Here is a 21,311-nt window from a genome sequence, read left to right on the forward strand (position 1 = left end):
GTCAGGGCCTCCTCCAGACGCGTCCGTCGCGGGCCAGCATCTTGTCGGCCGAGGCCGGGCCCCACGTGCCGGAGTAGTAGGCCTCCGGCGTGCCCTTGCGTGCCCAGGCCTCGAGGATCGGGTCCAGGATCCGCCAGGACAGCTCGACCTCCTCGTGGCGCGGGAAGAGCGGCGGGTCGCCGAGCAGCACGTCGAGGATCAGCCGCTCGTAGGCCTCGGGGCTGTCCTCGGTGAAGGAGCCGCCGTAGGCGAAGTCCATGTTGACGTCGCGGATCTCCATCGCGGTGCCGGGCACCTTGGAGCCGAAGCGCAGCGTCATCCCCTCGTCGGGCTGGATCCGGATCACCAGCGCGTTCTGGGTGAGCTCCTCGACCGCCGAGGCCTCGAACGGCAGGTGCGGTGCCCGCTTGAAGACGACCGCCACCTCGGTGACACGACGCCCGAGACGCTTGCCGGTGCGCAGGTAGAACGGGACCCCGGCCCAGCGTCGGTTGTCGACGTGGAGGGTGATCGCGGCGAAGGTCTCGGTCATCGAGGTGTGCTTGATGCCCTCCTCCTCGAGGAAGCCGGGGACCTTCTCGCCGCCGGCCCACCCGGCGGCGTACTGCCCGCGGGCCGTCGTCAGGTCGAGGCGACGCGGCAGTCGCACGCTGGAGAGCACCTTCTGCTTCTCGATGCGCAGGGCCTCCGCGTCGAAGGACGTGGGCTCCTCCATGGCCACCAGCGACATCAGCTGGAGCAGGTGGTTCTGGATGACGTCCCGAGCGGCGCCGATGCCGTCGTAGTAGCCCGCGCGGCCACCGATCCCGCCGTCCTCGGCCATCGTGATCTGCACGTGGTCGACGTAGTTGTTGTTCCACAACGGCTCGAACATCATGTTGGCGAAGCGGGTCGCCAGGATGTTCTGCACCGTCTCCTTGCCGAGGTAGTGGTCGATGCGGAAGATCGACCCGGACTCGAAGACCTTGGCCAGCGTCTCGTTGAGCTCGATGGCTGACTCGAGGTCGTGGCCGAACGGCTTCTCCACCACGACGCGCCGCCAGGAGTCGGTGTGGGGGTCGACGAGCCCGTGCTCCTTGAGCTGCCCCGCGACGGCGCCGAAGAAGGTCGGCGGGATCGCGAGGTAGAACGCGTGGTTGCCCTCCGTGCCACGGGTGCGGTCGAGCTCCTCGATCGTCATGCGGAGCTGCTCGAAGGCGTTGTCGTCATCGAAGTCGCCGGAGACGAAGCGGAAGCCCTCGGCCAGCTGCTTCCACACCTCCTCGCGGAACTCGGTGCGCGCATACTGCTTGACCGAGTCGTGCACGATCTGTGCGAAGTCCTGGTCGGCCCAGTCACGACGCGCGAAGCCGGTGAGGCTGAAGCCCGGCGGCAGCAGCCCGCGGTTCGCCAGGTCGTAGATCGCGGGCATGACCTTCTTGCGCGACAGGTCGCCGGTGACGCCGAAGAGGACCATGCCGCACGGACCGGCGATGCGCGGCAGCCGACGGTCGAGCGGGTCACGCAGCGGGTTGGTCCAGGTGTCCTTCTGGGTCACGCGAGCACCTCTCGTACGGCGGCGAGGTCGCTGGGTGCGTTGACGTGCAGGCGCAGGACCGGTCGGCCCTTGTCGGCCAGGACCTGTCCGTCGCCGACCGCCTGTGCGGTGAGGAACTCGTGGAACGTGAACGGCCGGTCGGGCACGGCCAGGTCGGCCACCGGCTGCCCGGTGACCTGGAGGTAGACACCGGTCGCGGGGCCACCCTTGTGGTATTGCCCCGTCGAGTGCAGGAACCGCGGTCCCCACCCGAAGGTGACGGGCCGACCTGTGCGGACGGCCAGCGCGTCACGTGCGCCGGCCAGGGCGGCGTCGCGGTGCCGGTCGAGGTAGGCCTGGACCGCGACGTAGCCGGTCGCGTCGTCCAGCTGCAAGAGCAGCGCCGTGACCGCGTCGGCGACCGTGCTGGTGCCCTCCGGGAGCCACCCTGGGGAGGCGTAGACCGTCACGGGGCCGTCGACGAAGACCGGTGTCGGGGCGCTGCCACCGCCGTCCAGGAGCTCGCGCGAGGCTGCCTTGGCGCTCTCGACGTCGGGCTGGTCGAAGGGGTTGATCCCGATGACCCGTCCGGCGACGACGGTCGCGTGCTCCCACAGCAGCATCTGCGCCCCGAGGGCCGCATCGACGCTCAGGCCGAAGCCGGAGGCGGGATGCAGGGACGAGAAGACCTTCCCGCTCGAGCCGCCGGCCGTGCCGAAGAGCGCGAGGACCTCGTCGCTGGTGCTGGTGCTGGTGGAGAAGTTGGGGGACCCAAGGGCGTCGACGACCACGGGCAGGATGCCGCGGCCGTCCTTGCCGGTCGACTCAGCGATCAGCTGTTCGGCCCAGTCGCCGAAGCCGGCGAAGGGCGCACCGGCGTTGGCGAGCACCAGCTTGTCGACCCCGGCCAGGTTGGCGATGCCGAGCAGGCTGCCCAGCCGCAGGCCCGGGTTGTCGACAGAGTCGCTCTCGAGCACGGGGCGGATCGCCTCGGCCTCGTCGAGCAGGGCGCCGATGTCGGCGCCGGCCAGGCCGCTGGGCACCAGGCCGAAGGCCGTGAGCGCGGAGTAGCGGCCACCGACGGCCGGGTCGGCGAGGAACACCCGGTAGCCGGCTCCGCGGGCGGACTCCTCGAGCGGGGAGCCGGGGTCGGTCACGACCACGATCCGCTCGGCGGGGTCGATGCCGGCGTCGGTGAACGCCTTCTCGAAGGCCCGACGCTGGCTGTCGGTCTCGACTGTCCCACCGGACTTGCTCGACACGACGACGACGGTGGCGCCCAGCCGGTCCTCGAGCGCCTGGCGCACGAAGTCCGGGTCGGAGGAGTCGAGGACGCCCAGCTCGACCCCGGCGGCTCCGCAGATGACCTCCGGGGCGAGCGACGAGCCGCCCATGCCGCAGAGCACGACCTTGGTCAGCCCGGCTGCGGCGAGCTCCGCACGCAACGCCGTGACCTCGGCCACGAGCGGTCGCGACGTGGTCGGCAGGGAGACCCAGGACAGCCGCTTGGACGCCTCGTCCTCAGCCGCGGCGCCCCAGAGGGTGTGGTCACGTGCCCCGAGGCGGCTAGCCACCCGGTCGACGACCAGCCCGGCCACCGTCGAGGCGAAAGCGGCCTCGTCGGGATAGTCGAAGAACAGCTCGAAACCGGCCCCGTCGACAGCGTTCCAAGCCGTCTCGCTCATGCCTTCGCCTCCTCCATCTGCCTGCTGACCGTCTCGACGAGCTCGGTCCAGGACTTCTTGAACTTGTCGACACCCTCGGTCTCGAGCACGAGGAGCACGTCGGCGAAGTCGATGCCGACCGCAGCCAGCCGGTCGAAGACCTCTTGTGCCTCGGCGCCCCGGCCGGACACGGTGTCGCCCGTCACCTCGCCGTGGTCGGCGAAGGCGTCCATCGTCTTCTCGGGCATCGTGTTGACCGTGTCGGCCACGACCAGGTCGGTGACGTAGAGAGTGTCGGGGTAGTCCGGGTTCTTGACCCCGGTCGAGGCCCACAGCGGGCGCTGGCGGTGCGCTCCCACGTCGGCGAGCTGCTGCCAGCGGTCGCTGGCGCAGACCTCGTCGAAGGCGGCGTAGGCGAGCCGGGCGTTGGCCAGCGCTGCCTTGCCACGCAGCCCCAGCGCCTCGTCGGTGCCGATGGCCTCGAGACGCTTGTCGACCTCGCCGTCGACCCGCGAGACGAAGAACGACGCGACCGACTGGATGCGGTCCAGCTCCAGCCCGGAGTCCCGAGCCTGCTCCAGCCCGGTGAGGTAGGCGTCCATCACCGCGCGGTAGCGGTCGGTGCTGAAGATCAGGGTGACGTTGACGCTGATGCCCTGGGCGATCGCCGAGGTGATCGCGGGCAGGCCCTCGAGCGTCGCCGGGATCTTGATCAGCGCGTTGCGGCGGTCGACGGCCTTCCACAGGGCCTGGGCCGAGGCGATGGTGCCGGCGGTGTCGTTGGCGAGGTCGGGCTCGACCTCGATGGACACCCGCCCGTCGGAGGACGAGCCGTCGGCGACGGGCGCCAGGATGTCGCAGGCGTTGCGGACGTCCTCGGTGGTCAGCTCGAAGACCACCCGGTCGACGGGCTCTCCCTGCTCGACCAGGGCCCGGACCTGCTCGTCGTAGCGCTCGCCGTTGGCGATCGCGCCGGCGAAGATCGTCGGGTTCGTGGTGACCCCCACGACGGACTTCTCCTGGACCAGCTCGGCCAGGTTGCCGCTCTCGATGCGCTCGCGGGACAGGTCGTCCAGCCAGATGGACACCCCGGCGTCGGCCAGGGCCTTCAAACGATCGGTCATGCGTGCTCTCCCGGAGGCTAGGTGACGGGTGGTGGTCAGCCGGCGACGGCGACCAGGCTGTCGCGTGCGGCCGCGGTGACGGCCTCGGCGGTGATGCCGTACTCCTCGAACATCGTGGCGGCGTCAGCGGAGGCGCCGAACCTGTCGACCGAGACGATCCGGCCGGCGTCCCCGACGATCTCGCGCCAGCCCATCGCGACCCCGGCCTCGATCGAGACCCGGGCCTTCACGGCGGGCGGCAGCACGGAGTGGCGATACGCGGCGTCCTGCTCGTCGAACCACTCGCGGCACGGCATCGAGACCACTCGGGCCTTGATCCCCTCCGCTGCCAGCGCCGTGCGTGCCTCGACGGCGTGCTGGACCTCGGAGCCGGTGCCGACCAGGATCACGTCGGGCTGGCCGCCCTCGGCCTCCAGGAGGACGTAGCCACCGCGGTGGACCTCGCTGGTGTCGGCCCACTCCTGACCGTCCGTGTCGGTGCCGCGGGGGAACGTCGGCACGTTCTGGCGGCTCAGCGCGAGCCCGGCCGGTCGTGCGTTGAGCATGACGGCGCGCCAGGCGGCCGTGGTCTCGTTGGCGTCGGCGGGACGGATGACGTCGAGGCCCGGCATCGCCCGCAGGGCGGCGAGGTGCTCGACCGGCTGGTGGGTCGGGCCGTCCTCGCCGAGCCCGATCGAGTCGTGGGTCCACACGTAGGTCACGGGCAGGCCCATGATCGCCGCGAGCCGCACCGAGCCGCGCATGTAGTCGGAGAACGTGAGGAACGTGCCGCCGAAGACGCGGGTGTTCCAGTGCAGGGCGATGCCGTTCATGATCGCGCCCATGGCGTGCTCGCGGATGCCGAAGTGCAGCACGCGGCCGGCGTAGGGGTCGGCGTCCCACATCTTCGTGGCGCGGTCGACGGGCAGGAAGGAGCCGTGCTGCTCGATGGTCGTGTTGTTGGACTCCGCCAGGTCGGCCGAGCCGCCCCACAGCTCGGGCACGGTCGCCGCGATCGCGTTGATCGCGGCGCCCGAGGCCTTGCGGGTGGCGACACCCTTCGGGTCCGCGTCGTACGACGGCAGATCGGCGTCCCACCCCTCCGGGAGCGCTCCGCTGTTGAGCCGGTGCAGCAGCTCGGCGCGGTCGGGGTGGGCCGCGGACCACACGGCGTACTGCTCGTCCCAGGCATCGCCCGCAGCGGAGCCTCGCTGACCCAGGCGGCGGGTGTGCTCGATGACGTCGGCCGGGACCTCGAAGGTCTGCTCGGGGTCGAAGCCGAGGATCCTCTTGGTCGCTGCGACCTCCTCCTCGCCCAGGGCCGAGCCGTGGGCCTTGCCGGTGTTCTGCGCGGAGGGTGCCGGCCACGCGATGATCGTGCGGAGCCTGATGAAGCTCGGGCGGTCGGTGGCTGCGCGGGCGGCCTCGATCGCAGCGTAGAGCTCGTGGACGTCCTCGCGGTAGCCCTCGCCGCCGTGGGTCCAGTCGACGGTCTGCACGTGCCAGCCGTAGGCCTCGTAGCGAGCCGCGACATCCTCGCTCAGCGCGATGTTGGTGTCACCCTCGATGGAGATCTCGTTGGCGTCGTAGATCACGGTGAGGTTGCCCAGGCGCTGGGTGCCGGCGATCGAGGAGGCCTCGGAGCTGATGCCCTCCTGGATGTCGCCGTCGCTGGCGAGGACGTAGACGTGGTGGTCGAACAGGCTCTCGCCCACGGGGGTCTCCGGGTCGAGCATGCCGCGCTGCTTGCGGGCCGCCATCGCCATGCCGACCGCGTTGCCGATGCCCTGTCCCAGGGGACCGGTGGTGACCTCGACGGCCTTGGTGTGGTGGTACTCCGGGTGGCCGGGCGTCTTGCTGCCCCAGGTGCGCAGCGCCTTGAGGTCCTCGAGGTCGAGCCCGAAGCCGCCGAGATAGAGCTGCGTGTAGAGCGTGATGCTCGAGTGTCCGCAGGAGAGGACGAAGCGGTCGCGCGAGAGCCAGTCGGGGTCGGCCGGGTCGTGCTTCATGACCTTCTGGAAGAGCAGGTAGGCGGCCGGGGCCAGGCTCATCGCGGTGCCGGGGTGGCCGTTGCCGACCTTCTGCACCGCGTCCATGGCGAGGACGCGGGCGGTGTCGACGGCCTTCTGGTCCAGGTCGGTCCAGTCCAGTGCGGGGGCAGTGCTCACGGGGTCGCTCACGGGTTCCTCTCGCTGATGACGGGCACCACCGAGCCTACTCATGGCCGCCGCTAGACTGACACCCGCTCCGCCGCTCATTTCCTGCTCGTCATCCTGCTACCCGAGGACACCTGTGACCCACGTCGGCCAGCCGGTCCCTGCTGTCAACCAGCCGGACCCCGACGGGTCTGCCAATGGGTCCGCCAGTGGGTCGCACGGCGCGCCAGGCTTCAAGGACGTGGTGATGGCCTACGTGGGGCTGACCAAGCCCCGCGTGATCGAGCTGCTCCTGCTCACGACGGTGCCCGTGATGTTCTTCGCCGAGCGCGGGATCCCCTCACTGGGCCTGGTCCTCGCGACCGTCGTCGGGGGCACGCTGTCGGCAGGCTCGGCGTCGGCCTACAACTGCGTCTACGACCGCGACATCGACGAGCAGATGCGTCGCACCCGACGCCGGGCGCTGCCGCGCCACATCGTCACGGCGCGCTCGGCCCTGGTCTTCGCCTCGGTCCTGGCGATCCTCTCCACCGTCGTGCTCGTGGTGTGGGTGAACCTGCTCTCGGCCGGCCTCGCGGTCCTGGCCAACGCCTTCTACGTCCTCGGCTACACGATGGTGCTCAAGCGCCGCACCACCCAGAACATCGTCTGGGGCGGGCTCGCGGGCTGCTTCCCGGCGCTGATCGGCTGGACGGCCGTCACCAACGAGCTGTCCTGGGTGCCGGTGATCCTCTTCGCGGTCGTGTTCTTCTGGACGCCGCCGCACACCTGGGCGCTGGCACTGCGCTACCGCGAGGACTACGCAGGAGTCGACGTCCCGATGCTCCCGGTCGTGGTCCCGGCCCGCGAGGTGGGCCGTCAGATCGTCCTCTATGCCTGGGTCATGGTCGCCACGTCGCTGCTGCTGTGGCCGGTCGCGGGCACCGGCCTGTTCTACCCGATCGCCGCCGCCGTGCTGGGCGCTGTCTTCCTTGTCGAGGCCCACCGCATGTGGGGTCGTGCCCGCGGCACCGAGGACCTGAGCGTGATCCAGCCGATGCGGCTGTTCCACCACTCCAACCTCTACCTGTCGCTGCTGTTCGTCGCGGTCGCCCTCGACCCGTTGCTCAAGCTCTGACGGTCAAGCTCTGACGGCGACCCGGGCGTCCTGGTCGGTGGCGCTTGGTGTGGCCCGGGGGGTGCGCACCGCCAGCAGCGTCCACGTGACGACCGCCGAGATCAGCGCGGCGCCGAGCATGTGGAAGGCGACCAGCACGATCGGCAGGTCGGTGAAGTACTGCACGAAGCCGATGGCCCCCTGGCCCAGCTCCACGAGCAGCAGCACGAGCACCGCCCGGCGGGCCTCTGCACCGGCGCGGAGGGCGGCCAGCGCGAAGAGCAGCCCGATCGTGAGCCCGACGAGCAGGAAGACCGAGTCGGCGTGCAGCTGGCTCACCTGCAGCGGGTCCAGCCCGTTGCGAGGGGAGTCCTCGTCACCGGCGTGCGGACCCGAGCCCGTGACGACCGTGCCGATGTAGAGGACCGCCCAGGACGCGGCGTACGTCGCCCAGGCAAGGCCGACGAGCGGCCCGCCGGCCGGCGCGGGGCCGGGCTGGTCGATGCGGCGCACGAAGAGCACGGCCAGCGAGATGATCGCCATCGAGCACAGCAGGTGGAAGGACACGATCCAGGGGTTGAGGTCGGTGAGGACGGTGATGCCGCCGATGACCGCCTGGGCCGGGATGCCGAGCGCCAGCCACAGCGCGAGCCGGCGCAGGTCGCGACGACCGGTCTGCCAGGCCGCGACGAAGGTGGCCACCGCGATCGCGACGAGCACGAAGGTGAGCATCCGGTTGCCGAACTCGACGGCCTCGTGCAGGTCGAGGGCGCCGTGGGGCGTGAACGACTGGTCGGTGCAGCGCGGCCAGGTCGGGCAGCCCAGGCCGGAGCCGGTCAGGCGCACGGCACCACCGGTGACCACGAGCATCGCGTTGGCGACCAGGGTGGCCCAGCCGAGCGGGCGGACGTAGCGGGCGAAGGACACCTGGCTCACTCCCATGTGAAGGTCTTGGCGGTGAGGACGGTGCCGATCGCGGCCCAGCCGCCGAGCACGACCAGCTCGCGCCAGGCGACTCCTGCGTCGTTGAGGGCCTCGCGCATCGCGTTGCCGAGAGCGCCCGAGGGCAGCCAGCGGACGACCTCGCCGAAGTCGCCGTAGGCCGACATCGGCAGCACGACGGCGCCGCCGGCGAGCAGCAGGAGGTAGACGAGGTTGGCGGCCGCGAGGGTGGCCTCGGCGCGCAGGGACCCCGCCAGCGCGAGGCCGAGACCGGCGAAAGCAGCGGTGCCGAGCACGACCGCCAGCACCACGCCGACCACGCTCGCGCTCGGCTCCCAGCCGAGGGCGAGGGCGACGGAGGAGATGACGGCGACCTGGAGGACCTCGACGAGCAGCAGCGCGCCGATCTTCCCGGCCAGCAGCGCCGAGCGCGACAGGGGCGAGGTGCCGAGACGCTTGATGACGCCGTAGCGACGCTCGAAGCCGGTGGCGATCGCTAGCGACGTGAACGCCGTCGACATGATCGCCAGGGCCAGGACGCCGGGGGTGAGCGTGTCGACGGCCGAGCGGGTGAAGTCGAGCCCGATCCGGTCCGAGCCCATCACCCCGCCGATGAGGACGATGACCGGGATGACCACGGCCAGCAACAGCTGCTCGCCGTTGCGCAACATCAGCCGCGCCTCCATGCCGGCCTGGGCCAGGACCATGCGCGGCAGCGGCGCGGCGCCCGGCATCGGGGCGAAGGCGCCGGTCGGCGTCGTGGGTGCGCTCATGGCGCGAGCTCCCGTCCGGTGAGCTCGAGGAAGACGTCCTCGAGATTGCGCTGGCCCAGCGTCAACGACTCGGGCAGGACACCGTTGTCCTCGCACCAGCGCGAGACCTTGGCCAGCGTCGATGCGTCCGCCGGCCCGGTCACGAGCAGGCTCAGCTCGTCGAGCTGGACGACCTCGATCGCCTCGCCGAGGGCGGTGCGCAGTGACGCCGGCGAGCCGGGAGGGAATGGTCGGGTGACCACGAGACGGATCGTGGTGACCGAACCGCCACGGGTCAGGTCGAGCGGCGAGCCGCTGGCGACGAGGCGGCCGTGGTCGATGATGTGGATCTGGTCGGCGAGGCGCTCGGCCTCCTCCATGTAGTGCGTGGTGAGCACGACCGTCACCCCGTCGCCCCGGAGCTCCTGCAGCAGGGCCCACGTCGTACGACGAGCCTGGGGGTCCATGCCGGCCGTCGGCTCGTCGACGAAGACGACCTCGGGTCGGCCGACCAGGGCGAGGGCCAGGCCCAGGCGCTGCTGCTGGCCGCCGGAGAGCCGTCGGTAGGGGGTCCGTCCGCAGTCGCCCAGTCCGACGCGCTCGGCCAGCATGTCGACGTCGAGGGGGTGGGCGTGCAGCTTGGCCACGTGACGCAGCATCTCCATCGCCCGCACACCGCTCCACGCGCCACCGCCCTGGAGCATCACCCCGATGCGGGGGTGCAGGTCGCGACGGTCGGCGACCGGGTCGAGGCCCAGGACGCGCACCGTGCCGCGGTGGGGCTTGCGGTAGCCCTCGCAGGTCTCGAGGGTCGTGGTCTTCCCGGCGCCGTTGGGTCCGAGGACCGCGGTGATGGTGTGGCGCTCGACGGTGAGGCTGAGCTCGTCGACCGCGACCTTGTCGGCGTATCGCATCACCAGACCGTCGACGGAGACGGCAGGCGGTTCGGACACACCCAGAGTCTAGGGTTGGGCGTGTGAACGACTGGGTCATGGGTGCGGTGCTGGTGCTGTCGGTGGTGGCCCTCCTCGGGATCGCCGTGCTGCTGGTCAAGGACGAGACGGCCGGCGACTCGTTGTTCGCGCTGCTGGCGGTGATCGAGGTCGTGCTCCTCGTGCAGCTGGTGATCGGCTCCGTGCAGCTCTCCGGCACCGAGCGCGACGTGTCCGGCGTGCTCTTCGTGAGCTATCTCGTGGGCATCCTCACCGCACTGCCCATCGGGGCGTTCTGGTCGCTGGCCGAGCGCACCCGAGCCGGCACAGCCGTCCTGGGGGCCGCAGCGTTCACCGTCGTCGCCCTCGAGCTGCGCCTCGACGTGATCTGGGCCGGCGCCGGTGCGTGACCTCTCGTCCGGGCCCGGTCGGGTCCTGGTCTTCGTCTACGGCGTCTTCGCGGTCGCCGCGACCGGCCGCTCGCTGGTCCAGCTCGGCGCCGACGCCGACAAGGCACCGGTGGCCTACTCGCTGTCGCTGCTGGCCGCGGTGATCTACCTGGTGGCGACGACGTGCCTGCTGCTCGGCGGACGGCGGTCGTGGCTGATCGCGGTGGTCGCCTGCACGATCGAGCTCGTGGGGGTCCTGGTCGTCGGCACCCTCAGCTACGTCGACACCGCGCTCTTCCCCGACAAGACCGTCTGGTCCCACTTCGGTCAGGGCTACGGCTTCCTGCCGCTGGTCCTGCCCTTCGTCGGGCTGGCGTGGCTGAGGGTGACCCGGCCCGCGGCCCATGGCAGCACGGTGCAGCGCGGCACGGTTCAGCGCAGCACGTAGCTCATGACGCACGGCCCGTCGGCTCGCGCGACGCCGCCGATCTGCGCCGGCACCGGCGAGGGGTACGACGACCACCGAGGCGCCAGGTCATAGCTCGCCAGGAGGGTGGTCACCGCAGCCGTCATGGCCGCGAGCGCGAAGGGCTGCGCGGGACAGGAGTGCCGTCCGTGACCGAAGGCCGTCACGAGCTGGGGCGAGGCGAGGTCACTGGTGTCGGCCAGCCGGTGCCGGTCCCACCGGCTGGGGTCCCACCGGTCCAGGCGTGGCGCGGCGGTCGTGTTGAGCAGCGGGAGCAGCGTGGCGATGGTCCAACCGGCCGGGACCTGGTGGACCGCGTCGCCGACGTCGAGCGTGACCGGGCCGAGGACGGTGCGGGCCATGATCGAGCGCTGGGCCAGGCGGGTGGACTCGAGCGCGCAGCGTTGCGCCAGGTCGGTGTCTCCCGCCACGACCGCGGCAGCCTCCTGGGGGTGGTCGACGAGGTCGACCAGCGCCCACCCCAGCGCGGCCGCCAGGTTGGACATCGAGGCGACGTGGATCAGCGCGACGTCGAGGGCGACCCCGCGGCGTCGTACGTCGTCGGGCTCGTCGGCCCAGGCCGCGACGATCCTGGCGAACAGGGCGTGGTCTCCTGCGTCGAGGTCCGCGAGCCGGTCGACGGCCGAGCTGATGCGTTCGACGACGACCTCGAGCGCCGCCTGCTCGGCGGCCTTGCCGGAGGCGGCCACGGCGGCCATCGCGTCAGGATGGACGAACGCGTCCGAGCCGTCGAGGGTGTCGAAGGCAGCGACCAGCGCCTCGAAGGTGTCGCCGTCGGCGGCGTCGGGGCCGGCCCAGGAGGCCAGACCCATCCGGTGCGCGAGCCGACGCGTCAACGCGAAGACGTCGCATTCACCGGAGGGTCCGAGCTCCGCCACGGTCTGGGCGAGCGCCTCGTCCAGGTGCCTCAGGTAGCCCGTCACGTCGTCGCGCCGGAAGAGCGAGCCCGGCAGGCTCCGACGTCCGTCGAAGATGCCGTCGGGCAGCTTGCGGCGCAGCATCAGGTAGTCCGCGACACCTTTGCTGGCCTGCTCCTCGGGCAACGCGTAGAACGACTCGACACCGCGCGGCGAGAACGTGAAGAGGTAGTGGTCGCGGCCGCTGGTGATCGTGAAGGTGTCGCCGTGGGTGGCGCGCGCGGCGGCGATCGTGGCGACCGCGTCGCCCACCGGCTCGTCCCAGGGCAGCCCCACCCCCACCGCGAACGGGGGAGCGGGCACGATGTCAGGCAGGGGCACAGCGACATCGTGGCAGGCGCGGGCCGAGTAAGGCTCCCCTTCCTTGAATGCCGGTGCCCATTAACGGCACACTGGCGTTGTGGAATTCGACGAGAGCGCCGCCCGCGGCGCGGACCAGCCGACGCGCCAGCGCGTCGTCCGGTCGATCCTCGACCACGGACCCTCCACCGCTGCGGTGCTCGCCGAGCTCCTCGAGCTCACGCCGGCCGCCGTACGACGTCACCTCGACCAGCTCGTCGAGGAAGGCGCCCTGGAGGCACGCGAGCCGCGCTCGCAGGTCTCGCGTGGTCGCGGACGACCGGCCAAGGTGTTCGCACTGACCAACCACGGCCGTGACGGCTTCGACCAGCACTACGACGACCTCGCCGTCCAGGCATTGCGGTTCCTGGCCGAGACCGGGGGCGACGAGGCCGTCCGCGAGTTCGCCAACCGTCGCGTGGCGTTCGTCGAGGAGCGCTTCGGCCCCCTCATGACCGCCGAGCCCGACCTGAGCCCCGCCGAGGTGCTCGCCAAGATCTTCACCGACGAGGGCTACATCGCCAGCGTTCGCCAGCTGCCGGTGGTGGGGGAGCAGCTCTGCCAGCAGCACTGCCCGGTCTCCCACGTCGCCCACGAGTTCCCCCAGCTGTGCGAGGCGGAGACCGAGGCGATCAGCCGCGTCCTCGACCACCACGTGCAGCGTCTGGCCACCATCGCCCACGGCGACGGGGTGTGCACCACGTGCATCCCGACCGGCGTGGATCCGTCCCGCTCCACCGACACGAGGAAGGCGGTCAGCTCATGACCTCCATCGAAGAGCTCAACCCCGAGCTGAAGGGCATCGGCCGCTACGACTTCGGCTGGGCCGACACCGACGTCGCCGGAGCGACCGCCAAGCGCGGTCTCAGCGAGGACGTCGTGCGCAACATCTCGGCCCTCAAGAGCGAGCCGCAGTGGATGCTCGACCTCCGACTGAAGGGCCTCAAGCTCTTCCACCGCAAGCCCATGCCGACCTGGGGCTCCGACCTCGACGGCATCGACTTCGACAACATCAAATACTTCGTCCGGTCCAGCGAGAAGCAGGCCGCCACGTGGGACGACCTCCCCGAGGAGATCAAGAACACCTACGACCGGCTCGGCATCCCCGAGGCGGAGAAGCAGCGCCTCGTCTCCGGTGTCGCGGCGCAATACGAGTCCGAGGTCGTCTACCACTCGATCCGCGAGGACCTCGAGGAGCAGGGCGTGCTCTTCCTCGACACCGACACCGCCCTCAAGGAGCAGCCGGAGCTCTTCCGGGAGTACTTCGGCACCGTCATCCCCGTCGGTGACAACAAGTTCGCCGCGCTCAACACCTCCGTGTGGTCCGGCGGCTCGTTCATCTACGTGCCCAAGGGCGTCCACGTCGACATCCCGCTCCAGGCCTACTTCCGGATCAACACCGAGAACATGGGCCAGTTCGAGCGCACGCTGATCATCGTCGACGAAGGTGCCTACGTGCACTACGTCGAGGGGTGCACGGCGCCGATCTACTCCTCCGACTCGCTGCACTCCGCGGTCGTGGAGATCATCGTCAAGAAGGGTGGTCGCTGCCGCTACACGACCATCCAGAACTGGTCCAACAACGTCTACAACCTCGTCACCAAGCGTGCGGTGTGCGAGGAGGGCGCGACCATGGAGTGGGTCGACGGCAACATCGGCTCCAAGGTCACGATGAAGTACCCCGCCATCTACCTGATGGGCGAGCACGCCAAGGGCGAGACGCTCTCGATCGCCTTCGCGGGCGAGGGACAGCACCAGGACGCCGGCGCCAAGATGGTGCACGCGGCGCCCAACACGTCCTCCTCGATCCTGTCCAAGTCGGTGGCGCGAGGCGGTGGCCGCACGTCCTACCGCGGGCTGATCCAGATCAACGAGGGCGCCCACGGCTCCAAGTCCAACGTGCTCTGCGACGCGCTGCTGGTCGACCAGATCAGCCGCAGCGACACCTACCCCTACGTCGACATCCGCGAGGACGACGTCTCGATGGGTCACGAGGCGAGCGTGTCGAAGGTGTCCGACGACCAGCTCTTCTACCTCATGTCACGTGGCATGGAGCAGGACGAGGCGATGGCGATGATCGTGCGCGGCTTCATCGAGCCGATCGCGAAGGAGCTCCCCATGGAGTACGCCCTCGAGCTCAACCGGCTGATCGAGCTGCAGATGGAGGGCGCGGTCGGCTGACGGCCGGCACGTCCCGTTCACACCCGAACAGCTAGGAAGACCTTTCAGTGACTGTGACCGACACCGCACGCGAGAGCGTGGAGTCGATGCTCGAGACCAAGCGGACCGAGAGCCACCTCAACCCGCCGCCGTCCTACGACCTGGCGGACCACCCGGCCCCTACCGGCCGGGAGGAGATCTGGCGGTTCACCCCGCTCAAGCGACTGCGCGGCATCCTCGACGGCGAGGCCTCCGAGGCCAAGCTCACCTGGGAGACCTCGCTGCCCGAGGGCGTGACCCTCACCGAGATCTCCGCGGCCGAGGCCGCGGAGATCGGCGAGCTGGCGCCCAACGACCGTCCCTCGGCGCTCGCCGTGGCCAACGCCGGTGGTGCCCTGCTCCTCGACGTCCCGGCCGACCTCGAGCTCGACGAGCCGGTCTGGCTCAGACTGCACGGCGACTCGGTCGACGACCTCGTGTGGGGCCACCTCGTGATCCGCATCGGCCGCTTCTCGAAGGCCACCGTCGTGCTCGAGCACACGGGCTCGGCGCGCTACTCCGCGACCACGTCGGTGCTCGTGGGCGACGGCGCGAACGCCAACGTGCTCACCCTGCAGGACTGGGACGACGACGCGGTGCACCTGGGCCGCGACGCGATCCTCGTGGGCCGCGACGCCTCCGTGCGCCACACCGCGATCTCCTTCGGCGGCGACCTGGTGCGCATGCACGCCAACGTCGAGTACGCCGGTCCCGGGGGACAGGCCGAGCTCCTCGGGCTCTACTTCGCCGACGAGGGGCAGCACATCGAGCACCGCATCTTCGCCGACCACAACGAGCCCCGCACCAAGAGCAACGTCATCTACAAGGGCGCCCTCCAGGGACAGGGCGCTCACACGGTCTGGATCGGCAACGTCCTGATCCGCAAGGTCGCCGAGGGCATCGAGACCTACGAGGAGAACCGCAACCTGGTCCTCACCGAGGGCTGCCACGCCGACTCCGTGCCCAACCTGGAGATCGAGACCGGCGAGATCGAGGGAGCCGGCCACGCCTCCGCGACCGCGCGCTTCGACGACGAGCAGCTCTTCTACCTCCAGGCCCGCGGCATCTCCGAGGCAGAGTCGCGCCGCCTGGTGGTGCACGGCTTCTTCAACGACCTGATCCGCAAGGTCGGCGTGCCCGAGCTCGAGGAGAAGCTGATGGCCACCGTCGAGGAGGAGCTCTCCAAGAACGTGCTCCGCCCGGCCGAGGACGCTTCCTGATGGGCTTCGAGCTGGCCTGCGCGCTGAGCGACGTGCCGACCGACGAGGCGATCGGCGTGACCGTCGGTGCCTTCGACGTCGCGGTCGCCCGTGCCGGTGACGAGGTCTTCGCCCTGCAGGACCTCTGCTCCCACGCTGCTGTCGCGCTGAGCGAGGGCGAGGTCGAGGACTGCACGATCGAGTGCTGGCTGCACGGCTCGCGCTTCGACCTGCGCACGGGCAAGCCCAGCAGCTTCCCGGCCACCGAGCCGGTCGCGACGTTCCCGGTCGAGGTCCGTGACGACGGCGTCTACATCGACACCACCACAACGCTCAACGGCGTGCGCCCCACCTGAGGTCTCGGACCTCACCCACTGGTTTTTCAGAGAGGAATCACAGATATGAGCACGCTGGAGATCAAGGACCTGCACGTCTCGGTCAAGACCGAGGACGGACCCAAGGAGATCCTCAAGGGCGTCACCCTGACGATCGCCGACGGCGAGACCCACGCGATCATGGGCCCCAACGGCTCGGGCAAGTCGACGCTGGCCTACAGCATCGCCGGCCACCCGAAATACACCGTCACCGGTGGCACCGTCACCCTCGACGGTGACGACGTCCTCGCGATGTCGGTCGACGAGCGCGCCCGCGCTGGCCTCTTCCTGGCCATGCAGTACCCCGTCGAGGTCCCCGGCGTCTCGGTGTCGAACTTCCTGCGCACCGCCAAGACCGCCATCGACGGTGAGGCGCCCAAGCTGCGCCACTGGGTCAAGGACGTCAACAAGGCACTCCAGGACCTCAACCTCGACCCGACCTTCGGCCAGCGCTCGGTCAACGAGGGCTTCTCCGGTGGCGAGAAGAAGCGCCACGAGATCGCCCAGCTCGAGCTGCTCAACCCGAAGATCGCCGTGCTCGACGAGACCGACTCCGGCCTGGACATCGACGCGCTCAAGATCGTCTCCGAGGGGGTCAACCGCTTCCGGGCCCAGGAAGGCAAGGGCGTCCTGCTGATCACGCACTACACGCGGATCCTGCGCTACATCACGCCCGACCAGGTCCACGTCTTCGTCGACGGCAAGATCGCCGACCAGGGCGGCCCCGAGCTCGCCGACCAGCTAGAGGCCGAGGGCTACGACAAGTATCTGACCAAGACGACGGTCTGACCGCAATGGAAGGCCTGCTCCCCGAGCTGGACGTGATCCGCAAGGACTTCCCGATCCTCGAGCGCGTGCTCGACAACGGGCAGTCGCTGGTCTACCTCGACAGCGCCAACACCTCGCAGAAGCCGCAGGTGGTGATCGACACGATGGTCGACCACCTCGAGCGGCACAACGCCAACATCTCCCGCGCCATGCACCAGCTGGGCGCGGAGTCGACGGAGGCGTTCGAGGCGGCGCGCGACAAGGTGACCGCCTTCATCGGCGCGCCTTCGCGCGATGAGGTGATCTTCACCAAGAACGCCACGGAGTCGCTCAACCTGGTCGCCAACACGCTGGCCTGGGCGACCGGCGACCTGGCGATCGGTGAGGGCGACGAGGTCGTCATCACCGAGATGGAGCACCACTCCAACATCGTCCCGTGGCAGATGCTGACGCAGCGCAAGGGCGCGACGCTGACGTGGTTCGGGCTGACCGACGAGGGACGTCTCGACCTGTCGAACATCGACGAGCTGATCAACGAGCGCACCAAGGTCGTCTCGCTGACCTGGGTCTCCAACATGCTCGGCACCATCAACCCGGTCGCCGAGATCGCCCGCCGCGCCCACGAGGTCGGCGCGATCGTGGTCGTCGACGCCTCCCAGGCCGTGCCGCAGCTGCCGGTCGACGTCACCGCATCCGGTGCCGACCTGCTGGTCTTCACCGGCCACAAGGTCGTCGGCCCGACCGGCATCGGCGTGCTCTGGGGCAAGCGTGCGGTGCTCGACGCGCTGCCGCCCTTCCACGGGGGTGGCGAGATGATCGAGACCGTCCGGATGGACGTCTCGACCTATGCCGGGATCCCGCACAAGTTCGAGGCCGGCACCCCGCCGATCGTCGAGGCCATCGGCCTCGGCGCCGCGGTCGACTACCTCGGCCACATCGGCATGGAGGCGATCCACGACCACGAGAAGGCGATCACCGCCTACGCGCTCGAGGGTCTGGCCACGCTGCCGGGCTTGACGGTGCTCGGTCCGCTGGACGCCACCCAGCGCGGGGGAGCGATCTCCTTCGAGCTCGAGGGTGTGCACCCGCACGACATCGCGCAGGTGCTCGACTCTCGCGGCGTCGCCGTACGAGCCGGTCACCACTGCGCCAAGCCCGCCCACGCCCGTTTCGGGGTTCAGAGCTCGACCCGGATGTCGTCCTACCTCTACACGACCCCGGCCGAGATCGACGCCCTCGTCGAGGGGCTGGAATACACCCGGTCCTACTTCAAGTTGAGTTGAGAGATGAGCCAAGACCTCGACGCCCTCTACCAGGAGATCATCCTGGACCACTACAAGCATCCCCACCACAAGGGACTCCGTGAGCCCTTCGAGGCGGAGGTGCACCACGTCAACCCCACGTGCGGTGACGAGGTGACGCTGCGCGTCCACGTCTCCGACGGCATCGTGTCCGACGTGTCCTACGACGCCGTGGGGTGCTCGATCTCGCAGGCCTCGACCTCGGTGATGGCCGACCTGGTGATCGGGAAGCCGGTCGCCGAGGCGATGAGCATCCACCAGGAGTTCCTCACCCTGATGCAGGGCAAGGGCACTGTCGTGCCCGACGAGGACGTCCTCGAGGACGGCATCGCCTTCGCCGGTGTCGCGAAGTTCCCAGCACGGGTGAAGTGCGCACTATTGTCATGGATGGCCTGGAAAGACGCCACCACCCAGGCGGGCTCCGTCGAGCCCGCACCGAAGGAGATCTGATGGCTGACCACAGCGACCTGCCCGACGTGCCCGAGGCTGCTCCCGCCGGCGGCGGGGTGTCGACGGTGTCCGTGGACGACGTCACGGAAGCGATGAAGGACGTCGTCGACCCCGAGCTCGGGATCAACGTCGTCGACCTGGGCCTCGTCTACGACGTCCACCTCGACGAGTCCAGCAACCTGGTCCTCGACATGACCCTGACGTCCGCGGCCTGCCCGCTGACCGACGTGATCATGGACCAGACCAACGCCGCCCTCGAGGGCCTCGTCAACGACGTCGCCATCAACTGGGTCTGGATGCCGCCTTGGGGCCCCGACAAGATCACCCCCGACGGCCGTGAGCAGCTGCGCGCCCTCGGCTTCAACGTCTGAGGCGCGACGAGCGCGACCGAGGCGCCTGAGGCCTAGCCCGTGTACGCCGGCAGCGGTGGGTCGAACCTGAGATCGGTGTAGGGCTGCTCGTCGCGCCGTTCGTCGCGCGGCCACACGGCCGTGCCGATGTAGGTCGTGCCGTCGAGGGTGACCTCGACGCGATAGCTGAACGGTGCCGGGCCGAGGCCGAACGGTGTGCCGCCACCGGACCCGCCACCCTCCCGGAAGGACACCGAGCCCCCGCCGGAGCAGCCGCGACCGGCCGAGATGGGGCCGATCGTTTGAGATGTCCCGTCTGCCGCTGTGACCCTCATCGTCACCGAGGCACGCCGTGGTGTCTCGGCCAGGTCGCTCAGGCCCATCTCGAGCGGGTAGGCACGGAAACCCTCCTCGTCATCGGTCACGAGGCCGACGTAGCCGCTCGGGTCGGGCAGCGCACCGAGCTGGCTCGTGGTCCAGGCGAAGGTCGTGATCACATCACCCTCAGGGCCGCGGCCGAAGACGTCGACGTCGTAGGAGCCCGCAGGCCCAGCCATCGGGACCTGGAACGAGTAGGCACCGGTCTTCCGGACCGGGACCGTGATCCGGCGCTCGCACGCGCCCTCACCCGAGGGCGTGAAGCTCGCCGTGAATCTCCACCCCTCGAGCGGGAAGGAGAAGAGCACCTGCTCGCGCCCACCGACGTCCTCGAACGGCGGCTGGGGGAAGCCGTCGAAGCAGCCCGCCGAGGCGATGCCACGATCGTCTGGTCGACCGGTGAAGCAGGAGGTCCACGGCTCCAGCGCGACCGCGCGGCCGTCGAGCTGGAGGGTGATGGGTGGCGCTCCCTCGCCGTCCCAGGCTGGCGGCACGTCCTCGGGTGGTGTCGCCACGGGCGATGACGACGTCGATGGCGAGGGGCCAGCGGCAGGCGGAGGCGATGTCGAGGGATCGCCGCCGCGGAGCGCGGCCGAGCCCCCGAGCACGGTTGCCACCAGCGCGGCTGCCCCCACGGAGGCGACGAGGGCGCGTCGACGCGTGTGCCGTCGGTCGCGGCGCGCCAGCACCCCGTCGTAGGACGGCGGCTCGGTCGGCGTCGCGGCCTCGACCGCGGAGGTGAGGTCTCGCTGCGGCTCAGTCACGTGTCGCTCCGTTCGTGATCGGATCGGGGTCGGCGAGCAGCGGCGTCAGGGCCGCACGGGCTCGCGAGAGGCGGGACTTGACCGTGCCGGCCGGCAGCCGCAGCAGCGCGGCCACCTCGGCGATGGATAGGTCGTGGACGTGGTGGAGCAGCACCACGGCTCGGTGCCCGACAGGCAGCCCGGCCAGGGCGTCGACGACGTCGAGCCGGGTCTCGGAGGGTGGGGGCGCGACGCTCGAGTCGTGTCCGGCCCGCAGGCGTGCGAGCCCGAGCGTCGCGACCTGGCGTCGTCGGGACCTTGAGATCAGCAGGCGCACGGCGACGATCCGCAACCAACCGTCGATGTCCTCGTAGTCCTGGACCTTCTCCCAGTGGTCGAGCAGCTTCACGAACGCGTCCTGGGCCACTTCCTCAGCGTCCGCGGCCGAGCCGCCCATCACGGTGAGCAGGCCGATCAGGGGTCCGCACGTGCGTGCATAGACCCTGGCAACCTCCCGGTCCCGCGCTGCTTCGTCCGACTCCACACCAGTGACACGCGACAGCGACCCGTCCGGTTCCCGGGAGCCGCTAGGTTCGCCCACGTGTCGATCATCGTCCCTGCCGCCCGGATCGAGCGGTGGCTCGCCAACTTCGCAGAGCGGCACGGGCCGACGACCCACGCCGTGACGGATGGTGCGTTGACCGGAGTGGCGGAGGACGGGTCGGACTTCACGGCGGTGCTGCCGTTCGATCAGCGCTACGACGGGCTGCCGGACGCCGACGCGTTCATCGCCGCCGTCTCGGCGTCGGTCCCCGACGACTGGGGTGTGCTGCTGGTCCGCAAGGGTGGCTTCGCCGTGGCCCGACTCTCCGGGACGACGACGGGGGAGTCGAAGGTCGGCCAGCGGCACGTGCAGGGCCGCACCAAGGCGGGCGGCCAGTCCCAGCAGCGGTTCGCGAGACGCCGGGACAACCAGGCGCGGCAGGCCTACGAGGCGGCGGCCGAGCACGCGGCACGGATCCTCGGGCGTCGTCACCCGGTCGTGACCGGTGGTGATCGCGGCGCGGTCGAGGAGGTCCTCGCCGATGCGCGGCTGACCGGCCTGACGGTGGTGGAGCCGTGGCTCGACGTGCCCGCCCCGAAGCGGGGGATCCTCGAGCAGGCCGTGCGCGACGCCTGCAGCGCGCGGATCGACGTACGCAATGCGTGACCTCCAACCCTGACCCCGACGGGTAGCCCGGGTCTAGGGTCGCCCG

22 protein-coding genes are annotated in these 21,311 nt (G+C 70.2%); 12 read left to right on the top strand and 10 right to left on the bottom strand.

What is annotated here, in order from left to right:
* Position 1 precedes the first annotated feature (1 nt).
* From zwf to tkt, 4 genes are read right to left on the bottom strand one after another with little or no spacing between them, the layout of a single operon-like run.
* Positions 2–1,537, bottom strand: a complete 1,536-nt coding sequence (gene zwf / locus BM204_RS13190; protein WP_091114108.1) for a glucose-6-phosphate dehydrogenase — start codon at positions 1,535–1,537, stop codon at positions 2–4.
* A complete protein-coding gene (locus BM204_RS13195; protein ID WP_091114111.1) occupies positions 1,534–3,201 on the bottom strand; it encodes a phosphoglucose isomerase-related protein in 1,668 nt (555 codons plus the stop codon). Before BM204_RS13195 ends, zwf begins: the two co-directional genes overlap by 4 nt.
* Positions 3,198–4,304 carry a transaldolase gene (gene tal, locus BM204_RS13200; RefSeq protein WP_091114112.1) on the bottom strand — a complete coding sequence of 369 codons (1,107 nt, stop codon included), beginning with the start codon at positions 4,302–4,304 and terminating at the stop codon, positions 3,198–3,200. The genes BM204_RS13195 and tal overlap by 4 nt, the downstream gene beginning before the upstream one ends.
* A 35-nt stretch (positions 4,305–4,339) precedes the next feature.
* The gene (gene tkt, locus BM204_RS13205; protein ID WP_091114115.1) at positions 4,340–6,505 is read right to left on the bottom strand and encodes a transketolase; all 2,166 of its coding nucleotides are present in this window, start codon (positions 6,503–6,505) and stop codon (positions 4,340–4,342) included.
* Positions 6,506–6,518: 13 nt separating this feature from the next.
* Between tkt and BM204_RS13210 the strand changes: the two genes are divergently transcribed.
* On the top strand, positions 6,519–7,556 hold the full coding sequence (locus BM204_RS13210; protein WP_371863254.1) for a heme o synthase: 1,038 nt from the start codon (positions 6,519–6,521) through the stop codon (positions 7,554–7,556).
* 3 nt (positions 7,557–7,559) lie between these two features.
* On the opposite strand, the gene BM204_RS13215 is transcribed toward BM204_RS13210, so the two are convergent.
* The 3 genes from BM204_RS13215 to BM204_RS13225 are packed head-to-tail and all read right to left on the bottom strand — an operon-like array spanning position 7,560 to position 10,182.
* The gene (locus BM204_RS13215) at positions 7,560–8,477 is read right to left on the bottom strand and encodes a COX15/CtaA family protein (protein WP_091114119.1); all 918 of its coding nucleotides are present in this window, start codon (positions 8,475–8,477) and stop codon (positions 7,560–7,562) included.
* A complete protein-coding gene (locus BM204_RS13220; RefSeq protein ID WP_091114122.1) occupies positions 8,468–9,250 on the bottom strand; it encodes an ABC transporter permease in 783 nt (260 codons plus the stop codon). Before BM204_RS13220 ends, BM204_RS13215 begins: the two co-directional genes overlap by 10 nt.
* Positions 9,247–10,182: an ABC transporter ATP-binding protein gene (locus BM204_RS13225; RefSeq protein ID WP_091114124.1), complete on the bottom strand. Its 936-nt coding sequence runs from the start codon at positions 10,180–10,182 to the stop codon at positions 9,247–9,249. The genes BM204_RS13220 and BM204_RS13225 overlap by 4 nt, the downstream gene beginning before the upstream one ends.
* A gap of 23 nt (positions 10,183–10,205) precedes the next feature.
* Between BM204_RS13225 and BM204_RS13230 the strand changes: the two genes are divergently transcribed.
* Together BM204_RS13230 and BM204_RS13235 are read left to right on the top strand one after the other, a co-directional pair.
* A complete protein-coding gene (locus tag BM204_RS13230; RefSeq protein ID WP_091114127.1) occupies positions 10,206–10,571 on the top strand; it encodes a hypothetical protein in 366 nt (121 codons plus the stop codon).
* Positions 10,564–10,998, top strand: coding sequence for a hypothetical protein (locus tag BM204_RS13235; protein ID WP_091114129.1), 435 nt, complete (start codon positions 10,564–10,566; stop codon positions 10,996–10,998). Before BM204_RS13230 ends, BM204_RS13235 begins: the two co-directional genes overlap by 8 nt.
* Here the strand turns inward: BM204_RS13235 and BM204_RS13240 are convergent.
* Positions 10,983–12,275 (bottom strand): cytochrome P450, encoded by a 1,293-nt coding sequence (locus BM204_RS13240; RefSeq protein WP_091114133.1) that lies wholly within the window; start codon positions 12,273–12,275, stop codon positions 10,983–10,985. The genes BM204_RS13235 and BM204_RS13240 overlap by 16 nt on opposite strands.
* Before the next feature lie 79 nt (positions 12,276–12,354).
* On the opposite strand from BM204_RS13240, the gene BM204_RS13245 reads away from it, so the two are divergent.
* Genes BM204_RS13245 through BM204_RS13280 form a run of 8 tightly spaced genes read left to right on the top strand, consistent with a single transcriptional unit; the run spans position 12,355 to position 18,955 of the window.
* Complete coding sequence (locus BM204_RS13245) at positions 12,355–13,059, top strand: helix-turn-helix transcriptional regulator (protein ID WP_091114136.1); 705 nt, start codon at positions 12,355–12,357, stop codon at positions 13,057–13,059.
* Positions 13,056–14,474, top strand: a complete 1,419-nt coding sequence (gene sufB / locus BM204_RS13250) for a Fe-S cluster assembly protein SufB (RefSeq protein WP_091114138.1) — start codon at positions 13,056–13,058, stop codon at positions 14,472–14,474. The genes BM204_RS13245 and sufB overlap by 4 nt, the downstream gene beginning before the upstream one ends.
* A gap of 47 nt (positions 14,475–14,521) precedes the next feature.
* Positions 14,522–15,712: a Fe-S cluster assembly protein SufD gene (gene sufD / locus BM204_RS13255; protein ID WP_091114141.1), complete on the top strand. Its 1,191-nt coding sequence runs from the start codon at positions 14,522–14,524 to the stop codon at positions 15,710–15,712.
* Positions 15,712–16,047 (top strand): non-heme iron oxygenase ferredoxin subunit, encoded by a 336-nt coding sequence (locus BM204_RS13260; protein WP_091114142.1) that lies wholly within the window; start codon positions 15,712–15,714, stop codon positions 16,045–16,047. The genes sufD and BM204_RS13260 overlap by 1 nt, the downstream gene beginning before the upstream one ends.
* A 45-nt stretch (positions 16,048–16,092) precedes the next feature.
* On the top strand, positions 16,093–16,854 hold the full coding sequence (gene sufC / locus BM204_RS13265) for a Fe-S cluster assembly ATPase SufC (RefSeq protein WP_091114145.1): 762 nt from the start codon (positions 16,093–16,095) through the stop codon (positions 16,852–16,854).
* Between the two features lie 5 nt (positions 16,855–16,859).
* Complete coding sequence (locus tag BM204_RS13270) at positions 16,860–18,116, top strand: cysteine desulfurase (protein WP_091114147.1); 1,257 nt, start codon at positions 16,860–16,862, stop codon at positions 18,114–18,116.
* Between the two features lie 3 nt (positions 18,117–18,119).
* Positions 18,120–18,584, top strand: a complete 465-nt coding sequence (sufU, locus tag BM204_RS13275; RefSeq protein ID WP_091114149.1) for a Fe-S cluster assembly sulfur transfer protein SufU — start codon at positions 18,120–18,122, stop codon at positions 18,582–18,584.
* On the top strand, positions 18,584–18,955 hold the full coding sequence (locus BM204_RS13280; protein ID WP_091114151.1) for a metal-sulfur cluster assembly factor: 372 nt from the start codon (positions 18,584–18,586) through the stop codon (positions 18,953–18,955). Before sufU ends, BM204_RS13280 begins: the two co-directional genes overlap by 1 nt.
* 32 nt (positions 18,956–18,987) lie before the next feature.
* Here the strand turns inward: BM204_RS13280 and BM204_RS13285 are convergent, their stop codons facing one another.
* The gene (locus BM204_RS13285) at positions 18,988–20,076 is read right to left on the bottom strand and encodes a hypothetical protein (protein ID WP_091114153.1); all 1,089 of its coding nucleotides are present in this window, start codon (positions 20,074–20,076) and stop codon (positions 18,988–18,990) included.
* Entirely contained in the window at positions 20,069–20,656 is a 588-nt protein-coding gene (locus BM204_RS13290; protein ID WP_143099767.1) for an RNA polymerase sigma factor, read from the bottom strand. The genes BM204_RS13285 and BM204_RS13290 overlap by 8 nt, the downstream gene beginning before the upstream one ends.
* Between BM204_RS13290 and BM204_RS13295 the strand changes: the two genes are divergently transcribed.
* Entirely contained in the window at positions 20,657–21,265 is a 609-nt protein-coding gene (locus tag BM204_RS13295; protein ID WP_091114157.1) for an acVLRF1 family peptidyl-tRNA hydrolase, read from the top strand.
* Positions 21,266–21,311 lie beyond the last annotated feature (46 nt).

The sequence above is a fragment of the Nocardioides psychrotolerans genome, from assembly GCF_900113685.1.
GTDB lineage: Bacteria > Actinomycetota > Actinomycetes > Propionibacteriales > Nocardioidaceae > Nocardioides > Nocardioides psychrotolerans.